We start from the raw sequence: 9,306 nt of genomic DNA, 5'->3' as shown, positions 1-9,306 counted from the left end.
GGACTGGACAGGATGGTGTACTTGTAGCTGTGATTGGCGTTGTCCCAGTTCTCCAGCGCTTCGACGACGGTTCCGCCTCCCTTTAACGAAAGCGTGCGCTGCTTGCCATCCGCGCTAAGGACACATTTCTCAATCGCAGGATGCCATGAGGCGATGCCGCAGAAGTCGCCTACTTTTTTCCATAGCGCGTCTGCCGACATGGATGAGGGCGTCCTGACGCTTGAATCCAGCGCGAGAGCGGAACTGGTCGAAAAGCCAAGCCCCGCTATCGCGGCAAGAACGATGTAACGCATGAAATATTCCCCCCGATGTTGCTTTTTGCAGATGTTCTAATCGGATTATCTTACACTTGTCACGTGGAAAGTCTCACTTTACCTGCCGCTGCCGCGGGGCTTCGGGTACGCCGGGCTCAAATTTTGCAGCCCGCGTGTGTCCGCCTTGAGCTGGAACGCGACCGCAGTTATCAACTCGGGATTGGACGGCGGCTCGCGCCGGCTGGCACGACTGGTGGCCAAAGAGCGAGTGAAGGGGGCAGATTGCGTCACATTGCATTGGTTGCGACATTGTTGTTCGGCGTCGGCCACACGGCCTTCGCGGCGGACCCGGCGCGGTGCCGCGACCTGGCCCGCCGCTATGAAACCAACAAGTCCCAATTGAGCGCGATTGAAGTGTCATCGACGCTGTTTGCGGCGGCCGATCGCAACTGCATCGATCTTGCGACGATGTTGCTTGACCAAGGGGCCTCGGTGGATGCCCGGGATCGGGCAGGCGTCCGGCCGCTCAGCCGCGCGGCGCGATCCGGCCATCTCGAGATGGTCGATCTGTTGCTGCAGCGAGGTGCGCCGATCGACGCGCGCGATCTTGCAGGCGCAACCGCGCTTTACGTTGCCGCCGAACGCGGCCAGAACGCCGTCGTGCAGCGCCTTATCGACAAAGGCGCCGACACCAATCTCAGGGGGCGAAGCGGCACCTCGCCGGTAGCGGTCGCTGCGTTTGCCGGCAGGAATCAGGTCGTCAGGATGCTGCTGGCGCACGGAGCCGACGGGCGAGCGGCAGACGATACCGGCAAGCCGCCGATCGTCTATGCCGCCGCTAGCGGCAGCCTCGATATTGTCCGGCAGTTGTTGGCGCTAAATGTCGACGTGAATGCACGCTACGCCAACGACCTCACGCTTTTGATGTGGGCGTCGGGCCCCGACCAGAGCGTCGCCGAGGCGCAGGCGCTGGAGGTCGTGTCCTATCTCGTCGATGCCGGCGCCCACATCGATGACCGGGACGACCGCGGGCGCACGGCATTGATGACCTCCGCCGAAGGCAACCACGCGGAGATCGCCCAACTGCTGCTGAAGCGCGGCGCCGATCCATCCCTTCGCGACAAGGCCGGCAAGCGCGCCGCCGATCTCACCACGCTGTCGGCGCTGCGCGAGGCGTTGACGCCGCGCTGAGCCGCCTCATAGCCCCGCGAGATATTCCGCCAGCGCGGTCAGGTCGTCGGTTGAAGTTGCGATCATCAGGTCGCTCATGCCGGGGTTGTTGCCGCGGGCGCGGGTGCGGAAGTCCGCCATCGTCTTCGCCAGATAGTCGCGGCCCTGGCCGGCCAGACGCGGCACCGTGCTGTCGCCCTGGAAATGGTCGAGATGACAACCGGTGCAGCCGACCGAGCCGTCCGCGGTCCGGGCACGCTGCGCGACATCTTTCGGCGCGCGCGGCTGGCCGAGATCCGGCCACGGCTTCGTCGAGAAGTATTCGGCGATCGCCATCATGTCGTCCCGTTCAAAGGCGGAGGCGATCGGCTGCATGATCTCGCTCTTGCGATCGCCACGCTTGAAATCGCGGAGCTGGATATAGAGATAGCCGGCCTGTTGTCCCCAGATGTTCGGAATCGTCTTGTCGACCGGCTTGCCGTTTTCGCCATGGCAGCCGGAGCAGATCTGGACTTTCTGGTCCAGTGTCTGCGCGTGCAGCGGCGCGATCGCCAACGCCGTCGCAGCCACGATGCCGCCAACGAACCCGGAATAAAGCCTGCCGCCCATCGACTAAGCCTTCACACGTTTCCAAAAGAAGCGGGACCGCAAGCGGTCCCGCCCGTCGTCGATGATGAACGCCTCACCTTTAATCGAGCGAGAACGCGATGATGTTGTTGCCGCGCTTGGCGTTGACCTGGACGTTACCGCCAGCGCCGACCACGATGTATTGCTTGTCGCCGAGCGTATAGCTCGACGGCGGAGCGTTGACACCGGCGCCGGCGTGGAAGTTCCACAACTCCTTGCCGTTCGAGGAATCATAAGCCGCGAACTTGCCGTTGCTTTCGCCGGTGAACACCAGCCCGCCCGCGGTGGCGAGAATGCCACCGATCATCGGCTCCGGCGTCTTGACCTGCCACTTGATCTTGCCGGTGTTGTAGTTGACGGCGGTGATGTTGCCGGACTGTTGCTCGGTCGGGATCACCTTGAACGCGCCGCCGAGCCACAGCTTGCCGTTCGGGTAGGCCGAGTTCTCGACATGGTAGGTCATCGGCTGGTGCAGGTTGATGGCATAGGCGAGGCTCTGGCCCGGATCGGTGGCGATCGGCGACCATTCGACGCCGCCATTGGCGCCGGGCAGCATGCGCGCGCCTTCCTTGGTCGGAAGCGTCCACATGTTCTCCTGCGCCACCATCGCATCCGAGAAGCGGATCAGGCTGCAGTCCTTGCGGTTGTGCACGTAGATATGACCGGTCTTGCCGGCATGGATGACGCCGGGGATGGTCTTGCCGTTCTTGTCCTTGACGTCGACCAGCACCGTCGGGCTGACCGCATCGAGGTCCCATACGTCGTGGGCGATATACTGGAAGTGGCAGACGTATTTGCCGGTATCGAGGTCGAGCGAGACGAGCGAGTCCGTGTAGAGATTGTCGCCGGGCCGGATCGAACCGTCGAGGTCGGGCGACGGGTTGCCGACCACGAAATAGATCCGGTTGGTGGCAAGGTCGATCGAGGGGTTCTGCCACACGCCGCCGCCGAGCTTGGCAGCGGGATCGCCGGTCTTGGCGAGCTGATCCTTTTCGGCCTGGATGTTGCGGTGCATGTCGCGGCCGGTGGCGTCCTTGGTGGCCCAGACGCCGACGGTGCTGTCAGGAATGGTGCTGAAATTCCAGAGCTGCTTGCCGGTGTTGGCGTCATAGGCGCGCACGAAACCGCGGATGCCGTATTCGCCGCCATTGGTGCCGATCAGCACCTTGTCCTTGATCACGGTCGGCGCCATCGTCTCGCTATAGCCTAGCTCGGGATCGGCAATGTTGGTCATCCAGACCACTTCGCCGGTCCTGGCGTTCAGCGCGACCAGCTTGGCGTCGAGCGTCGCGAGATAGACCTTGTCGTTGAGAACCTGGACGCCGCGGTTGTTCGGCCCGCAGCAGAAGGTCGTGATCGGTCCCATCTTGTGATTGTAGTGCCAGAGCTGCTGGCCGGTCTTGGCATCGAGCGCGTAGACATGGCTGAACGATGTCGTCACGTACATTACGCCATCGACGACGATCGGCGACGTTTCCAGCGATTCCTTGACATCCGTCTGGAAGATCCATGCGACATGCAGGTGCTTGACGTTGTCGCGATTGATCTGCTTGGCGGGATAAAAACGCGTCTGGGCGTAGTTGCCGTTGGTAAGCAGAAAATCCTTGGAGTTCTTGTCGGCCGAGTTGAGCTGCTGCTGGGTGACCGGCGCAACCTTGGCGTTGCCGATCTGCGACTTTCCTTCCTGCTTGACTTCCTGTCCGCTCGCGGGCGCCTGCAACAGCGCAAAACTGCCGAGCAGTGCGAAACCGGCTGCAAGGCCTTTCAAGTACTTCATGATTTCCCCCATGGCTCTTTTGTAACGATGCGAAATGAATGACGGGCAAGTTCGGCAATAGTGCTCATTGTTAGGTACACCGTCAATGATCCGGAGATACCGTTCGGCTTGCTGCAATAGCGAAGAGCCGCAGTGCCGATGGTCAGGAAATTGACGCGTCCTCGGAAGGAATTCGCTCCTGTTTGCCGAGGCTTGCGCAATTATCGCCGAGCAGGCGCACCTCAAAAAAAGCCCTGCCGTAAGGCAGGGCTTCCTGGGATCCGGCAATCGATCGCCTTGCGGCGGTCGATCGCCAGTTGGCGTTCAAATCAGGGCTGCTGCGGCTCGTTGCCGTTGTTGAAGGTGAGCAGCGGCTGCCAGGTCGCGCAGAAATGCGCGCTGCTGAATGTGTTGAACGGAGTAGGCCCTTGCGGTGTGAGCAGCCCCGGCGGTGTCAGGGACTGAACCCTCTGGTCGTCCCCGTCGGCGTCCCGGTCCCGATTGAAGCGCGGCCAGAACGGTAGCTGGACATGCGGCCTGAGGCTAACCAGCATTTTGAGATCATCCCTGCCGTTCGGATCGCCAGTCTTCACGAAGTTGGCCCAATAGGTCTTCATGTCGCTCGCCAGCGTTGCCTGCGCGGCGCTGAACGCAGAGCCGAAGTTAAAGATGTACTGGAGTTCGGCTGCGTGCTGTGAAGCCGTCGTGAAGCCTGAGCCATTCGCCCCCGGACCCGGGACGCCGGCCTTGCTTGGGGCATTCGGGTCGTTGAACTCGTAGGCAAACACCGGGACGTGCCTCGACAGGTCGCTGTTCGAATCGAACCCGTTACAGGCGAACACGAAGTCGGTGAAGATCTGCGAGAGCGCCTCGTCGACATTGCCACCGCCGAAGTTGTTGTTGAGGCCTGAACCTGTCTGCGGAACGAAGTTGTGGAAATTGGCGATCGGATATTTGCCTGACGCGGTCACTGAAGCGGCGACGACCGCCTGAGTGAAGGCCGAGGTCGCGGTCTGGTTGGACGGTGTCGCCGTCACGAGGGTCTGCATGAAGAAGGCGATCTCCTGCGCGTAGGTGCAGGTCGCCGGCTGGCCGGCGAAAGGCGGCGTCGAACAGAGAATGTTCGGGACCTGAAGATCGAAGCTCGCCGGGCCGCCGGCGGCGACGATCGTCGCAGGGGTGCCGCTGGGACCGGTGACCACGCTGGGGAAGAAGGCGGGCTCGAACAGCCGGCCCTCATTGGCGTTGGTGCCCTGGAGCACCGGCACCTGGTTGAACCGGCCGGTCGAGAAGGCCGTGTGGAGGTCAAGCGGCAGGATCTTCGTGCCGAAATTGGGCGCAATGCCGAAGCCGCCGAACACCGCTTCATGCGCGAAGAGTTGCGCTGCCGGCAGTCCCTGGAGGCAGGCGAGCGTCGCGGTGCCGCCGCAGTCGTCCTGAGCGAACGTGTTGCTCAGGGTCTGGTAAGTCGCGAGCGATGGCACGTCGTGATACATGTATGCGCCGCTCTCGATGATCGCGCCGCGGAACAGCGGCCGACCGGTCAGGCTCCTGACCGTGTTCGTGGAGGCAAGTTGCGAGGAGACGGAAAGACCGCCGGCTGACTCACCGCCGATCGTCACTGCGTCCGGATCGCCGCCGAATGCCGCAATGTTGCGCTGGACCCAGGCCAACGCGAATTGCTGGTCCATGAAACCGTAGTTGCCGGCGTCGCCGACGTTCTGGAAGGCGTTGGGCTGCGTCGCCGCCAGCACGCTGGCCGCAAGGAAGCCGAGGCTGCCGAGCCGGTAGTTGATCGTGACGACGATGATGTCGTTGTCGGCAACCATCACCGACGGGTCGTAGTCGGAGCCGGCGCCGTTGACGAGCGCGCCGCCATGAATCCAGACGAACACCGGCAGGTGGGACCTCGGTGTGGCGTTGGACGGGGTATAGACATTGAGAAACAGGCAATCCTCGTTATCGGTTGGGCGCCCCTGCGTGCAGGTGTGGCCGAAAGCGCCCGCGACGATCGATCCCTGTCCGGGATTGGGTGCCTGCGGCGGCTTCCAGCGCAACGTGCCGAGCGGCGGCTGGCCGTAGCGGATGCCGAGGAATCCGTTCACTCCGGTCGCCGGATCTCCCGGTAGTTCCTGGAGATTCATGATGCCCGCATAGGTGCCGGTCGTGGTGGCGACGGGAGCGGTCAGCGTGACCGCATGCGACACCGATGTGGTCGCCAGGATGCAAGCGACGCTCATCGCGCCGATGACGCCAAGCCGCAACTGCCGTAGCTGCTCTCTCATAGGCCTTCCTCCCCTTTTTGTAAGGGCCGGCATTGCCGGCCTATAGCCGCCCACCATTCGGTGGTGTCGGTCATCCATTGCCGGCGCCTTGCCGACAACGGGAGGATGGCGGCGATCCAATCTGCACGCAAGCGAATCCGCGGGAATTTTGGCAACGAAAATTCTCTGTAGCGGAATGACGACAGAAATTCTCTGTCACGGAATTCGCAAATGTTATATTTGCAAAAGGAACGTTGTATCCCGATCAAAATAGAACGCGTCGCTTGGTTGGGCAGAAAGAGCATGCTCCGCGCTGAAGTAGTCAAGGTGGACCGAAGCAGGTCATTCATATTTTTCAAAGTTCCCCTTCTGATGCCTGACAAAGCCTATCTAGGACTTCCGATGATAATGTTCTGGCGCTCGGACGTGCGAGGCCGTTCCGCGCGCTGGATCGCTCGCACGCTCGTTCTCACCGGAACGATTTGGATCGCGGCGTTCGCAGGACTGCTCTCGATCGCTGACCGCATCCACGTCGATATTCCCCATGCCTTTGCGGTTAAATTGCCCTTGCTGCAATCGCGGCCCGATCTGATTTTTGCAGGTGAAAGCCGGACCGAGTACCAGGTCGATACCGAACTGGTGGCAAAGCTGATCGGCCGGCCGGTCGGCACGGCGGTGAACATTGCTTATGATGCCGGCGAGCCGCTGGCCGTGCTCGCAGCGATTCACCAGCAGCCGGAGTCGTTCAAGCGGGCACATGTCGTGATCAGCGTCGCGCCCTTTACCTTCAACGAGGGTGTTCGCTCTGCCGCCGTCTATCCTTTGGACGTCGCGGCCCGGCTCGGCGTCTTCGAGCAGATGACGTCCTTCTTGCCGCTGCGCATCGGCACGCTGTTCCGCTTTGTCCGCGAAGCGTTCGACGCCCGGCTTGCGTCCGAACAGCACATTGCGGAACGAGGACCGCAGCCGCGCGCTTTCGGCCTTTCAACCATTGAAGGTTCGCAACGTGACGATCGTTGGCCAAAGGATATCGGCACTCACCCGCACTACGGTAACTGGAATTTATCGGGTCCGAAGGCGCGTTTCGAAACAGCAGCGCTGTGTGACATGGTACCGCTGGTTCGCAAACTGACCGTCGTGGTTCCGCCGTGGGCGCCGCGCTACGACCGCGCCAACGATCCGTTATGGCGAGAAAAGGACCATCAATATGCTGCGCTCGTGATCGATACGGGCCGCCGCTGCGGTTTCGACGTTCTGAATATTCAAGCCGTTCCCGGGCTCGGCCAGTCGAACTACGCGGACGAAATGCACGTCAATGTTTCCGGCATTCCGATCTATACGCGATATCTCGTTGCCCAGCTTCGGCTATAGCTGAGCCGCCGGATGTTGTTCAGCTCCTACACTTTTATATTCCAGTTCCTGCCCGCGACGGTGCTGGCGTTCGCCGCGGCGCGCCGTCATTCCCCGCGCGCCGGCATATTGGTGCTGGCGGGCGCTTCGCTGTTTTTCTATGGCGCCTGGCGGCCGATCTATTTGCTGCTGCTGATGGCCTCGATTGCGGTGAATTTTACGTTTGGCTTGTGGATGGAGGATCCGCTCCGTCGCCGCGCCATCGGCACGTTTGGCGTTGTGCTCAATCTCGCAGTGCTTTGTTATTTCAAATATACCGGCTTTATTCTCGATTCCGTCAGCGCGCTGAGTGGACTGCCGCTGCCATTTGCCGGCGTTGTCCTGCCGCTCGGAATTTCATTCTTCACGTTCCAGCAGATTGCATATCTCGTCGACATCATGCGCGGGGCGAGAGTCGAGCGTGACATCGTCAGCTACGTTTTGTTCGTGTCGTTTTTCCCGCATCTGATCGCGGGGCCGCTGGTTCACCACGCCGAAATGATTCCGCAGTTCAAACGGGTCCGCACCGCCCGTTCCGCGGCGCTCGCAGCGCGGGGACTGGCGATCTTCGCCGCCGGCCTGTTCAAGAAAGTGGTAATCGCCGATAACCTCGCCCAGTTCGTGTCGCCGGTGTTCGCACATCTCGACGCCGGCGGCGCCGTCGGCTCGTCATGGGCGTGGCTTGCGACACTGGCCTATACGCTGCAAATCTATTTCGATTTCTCAGGCTATTCCGACATGGCGATCGGGCTCGCGCTGTTGTTTGGCATCCGCTTGCCCGTTAATTTTCGATCACCCTATCGGGCAACGTCGGTCGTCGAATTCTGGCGGCGCTGGCACATCACGCTCTCGCGCTTCCTGCGCGACTACCTGTACATTCCGCTCGGTGGCAACCGGCTCGGCGAGACACGCCGCTACATCAATCTAATGGTGACGATGCTGCTTGGCGGTCTCTGGCACGGCGCCGGCTGGAATTTTCTGGTCTGGGGCGGCCTGCATGGCGTCTATCTGGGCATCAATCATCTCTGGCGCGAATGGCGAGGGGAAGCGTCGGGATTGATCGCCAGGACGCTATCCTGGTTACTCACCTTCTTTGCCGTCGTCGTCGCCTGGGTGTTCTTCCGGTCCAGGACAATGGCGGGCGCCTGGCAGATGCTGGGCGGCCTCTTCGGATTCGAGGGCGGTAGCTCGCCTTATGCACCTCCCGGCATCCTGCGCTTGATGGATTTACCGATTCTGGTCGGCGAAGAGCAGCTACGGCTGATCGGCGGAGGCGCCGTAGCGCTGGCACTCGGGATCGCGCTTTTGTCGCCCAACGTCCCGCAAATCTTTGGCTATCGCGAATATCGCCGCGCGCCCGAACCGGGTGCCTTCGTGCGATGGCGGCCTGATGCAGCATGGGCGCTATTCACCGCACTGGCGCTTTCAAGTTCGCTGTTCGGCATGTGGCAGCGCCTGGAATTTCTTTACTTCCAGTTTTGAAACCGGGGCCGCAACCGCGGCGAGAAAGACGTGGATGGCCGGGTCGTCCGGCGCGAAGATGCACTTCGCGCTTTTGCCCGGCCATGACGAATGAGAGAGTGTCGCTTCCGCAATGACGACGCGGGTTCGATTTTACGAAGCCACTACCCCGGATTGGCTTTCAGTCCCGCGGCCTCGATGCCGGCAATGGCGCAGATCTCGTCATTGTCGGAGGTGTCGCCGCTGACGCCGACCGCGCCGAGCAACGTGCTGCCGTTCTGGATCAAGACGCCGCCGGGCACCGGCACCAGACGGCCTTGCGCGAGCGTATTCACGGCGCTGACGAAATAAGCCTCCTCCTGCGCGCGCTGGGACAACGCTCGCG

Annotated in this window: 8 protein-coding genes; 3 read left to right on the top strand and 5 right to left on the bottom strand. The window is 61.8% G+C overall.

The window, feature by feature from the left end:
• Positions 1–293, bottom strand: a 293-nt coding sequence (locus WB528_RS15240; RefSeq protein ID WP_423889245.1) for an SRPBCC family protein, incomplete at its 3' end; no start/stop codon positions are given.
• Positions 294–536: 243 nt separating this feature from the next.
• On the opposite strand from WB528_RS15240, the gene WB528_RS15235 reads away from it, so the two are divergent.
• Positions 537–1,445: an ankyrin repeat domain-containing protein gene (locus WB528_RS15235; RefSeq protein WP_423889244.1), complete on the top strand. Its 909-nt coding sequence runs from the start codon at positions 537–539 to the stop codon at positions 1,443–1,445.
• Between the two features lie 6 nt (positions 1,446–1,451).
• Here WB528_RS15235 and WB528_RS15230 read toward each other — a convergent pair whose 3' ends face one another.
• The 3 genes from WB528_RS15230 to WB528_RS15220 form a co-directional block, all read right to left on the bottom strand.
• Positions 1,452–2,033: a c-type cytochrome gene (locus tag WB528_RS15230; RefSeq protein ID WP_423889243.1), complete on the bottom strand. Its 582-nt coding sequence runs from the start codon at positions 2,031–2,033 to the stop codon at positions 1,452–1,454.
• Between the two features lie 79 nt (positions 2,034–2,112).
• Positions 2,113–3,828 (bottom strand): pyrroloquinoline quinone-dependent dehydrogenase, encoded by a 1,716-nt coding sequence (locus WB528_RS15225; RefSeq protein ID WP_423889242.1) that lies wholly within the window; start codon positions 3,826–3,828, stop codon positions 2,113–2,115.
• Positions 3,829–4,136: 308 nt separating this feature from the next.
• Positions 4,137–6,092 carry a carboxylesterase/lipase family protein gene (locus WB528_RS15220; RefSeq protein WP_423889241.1) on the bottom strand — a complete coding sequence of 652 codons (1,956 nt, stop codon included), beginning with the start codon at positions 6,090–6,092 and terminating at the stop codon, positions 4,137–4,139.
• Between the two features lie 405 nt (positions 6,093–6,497).
• Here WB528_RS15220 and WB528_RS15215 point away from each other — a divergent pair, with 405 nt between their 5' ends.
• On the top strand, positions 6,498–7,442 hold the full coding sequence (locus tag WB528_RS15215; RefSeq protein WP_423889240.1) for a hypothetical protein: 945 nt from the start codon (positions 6,498–6,500) through the stop codon (positions 7,440–7,442).
• Between the two features lie 12 nt (positions 7,443–7,454).
• Complete coding sequence (locus tag WB528_RS15210) at positions 7,455–8,942, top strand: MBOAT family O-acyltransferase (protein WP_423889239.1); 1,488 nt, start codon at positions 7,455–7,457, stop codon at positions 8,940–8,942.
• A gap of 143 nt (positions 8,943–9,085) precedes the next feature.
• On the opposite strand, the gene WB528_RS15205 is transcribed toward WB528_RS15210, so the two are convergent.
• Positions 9,086–9,306 (bottom strand): GlcG/HbpS family heme-binding protein (locus tag WB528_RS15205; RefSeq protein WP_423889238.1); only part of this gene is annotated, 221 nt, incomplete at its 5' end.

The organism is Bradyrhizobium sp. (assembly GCF_049586575.1).
GTDB lineage: Bacteria > Pseudomonadota > Alphaproteobacteria > Rhizobiales > Xanthobacteraceae > Bradyrhizobium.
Note: the sequence above shows the minus strand (reverse complement) of the source record. Positions and strands in the feature narration are given on the sequence as shown.